3 protein-coding genes are annotated in these 683 nt (G+C 64.7%); 2 read left to right on the plus strand and 1 reads right to left on the minus strand.

Annotated features, from left to right (window positions below):
- On the plus strand, positions 1-183 hold a 183-nt coding region (locus JHD62_RS21405; RefSeq protein WP_199104574.1), incomplete at its 5' end, for a hypothetical protein.
- 46 nt (positions 184-229) lie between these two features.
- Here JHD62_RS21405 and JHD62_RS21410 read toward each other — a convergent pair.
- Complete coding sequence (locus JHD62_RS21410) at positions 230-505, minus strand: hypothetical protein (protein WP_199104575.1); 276 nt, start codon at positions 503-505, stop codon at positions 230-232.
- Here JHD62_RS21410 and JHD62_RS21415 point away from each other — a divergent pair.
- Positions 504-683, plus strand: a 180-nt coding sequence (locus JHD62_RS21415) for a hypothetical protein (protein ID WP_199104576.1), incomplete at its 3' end; no start/stop codon positions are given. The two genes, JHD62_RS21410 and JHD62_RS21415, sit on opposite strands and share 2 nt — an antisense overlap.

The following is a 683-nucleotide window of genomic DNA, read 5'->3' on the forward strand; positions in this document are numbered from 1 at the left end:
CCCCCCCCCCCCCCCCCCCCCCCCCCCCCCCCCCCCCCCCCCCCCCCCCCCCCCCCCCCCCCCCCCCCCCCCCCCCCCCCCCCCCCCCCCCCCCCCCCCCCCACCCCCCCCCCCCCCCCCCCCCCACCCCCACATCTTACTGTTCGTCGGCAGCGTCAGATGTGTATAAGAGACAGGTGTTGAGCACAGAGCATCAGCCCGCGCATCTTTTCCAAATAGAAAAATAGCTTCAGGTAACAAAAAACATCACCACCATCCCTATGGTTACGAAGAGCGCGCAGGGGAAGTCAAGAAACAGTGGCAGTGTGAGCAACGTAATAAATCCGACAAACGGCAGCGAGGCCAATCTCAAAATTTTGTTGTCCGGTAGGGATGAAAGCATCCTGCTGAACCGCCATCGAGATCTGTCGTATTTCAAGTCAATATTAAACAGTCCTGGTATGAGTCGTTCGCCTAGTAGCATCAAGTAGGCGAAGGAGAGAAACCCAAAGAGTAGTTGCAGCATGGGTGATCCTGGGTCTGTCTCTTATACACCTGTCTCTTATACACATCTCCGAGCCCACGAGACGAACGCAAAAAAGTGGGGGGGGGGGGGGGGGGGGGGGGGGGGGGGGGGGGGGGGGGGGGGGGGGGGGGGGGGGGGGGGGGGGGGGGGGGGGGGGGGGGGGGGGGGGGGGGGGGGG

The organism is Aquitalea sp. ASV11, from assembly GCF_016429185.1.
Lineage (GTDB): Bacteria > Pseudomonadota > Gammaproteobacteria > Burkholderiales > Chromobacteriaceae > Aquitalea > Aquitalea pelogenes.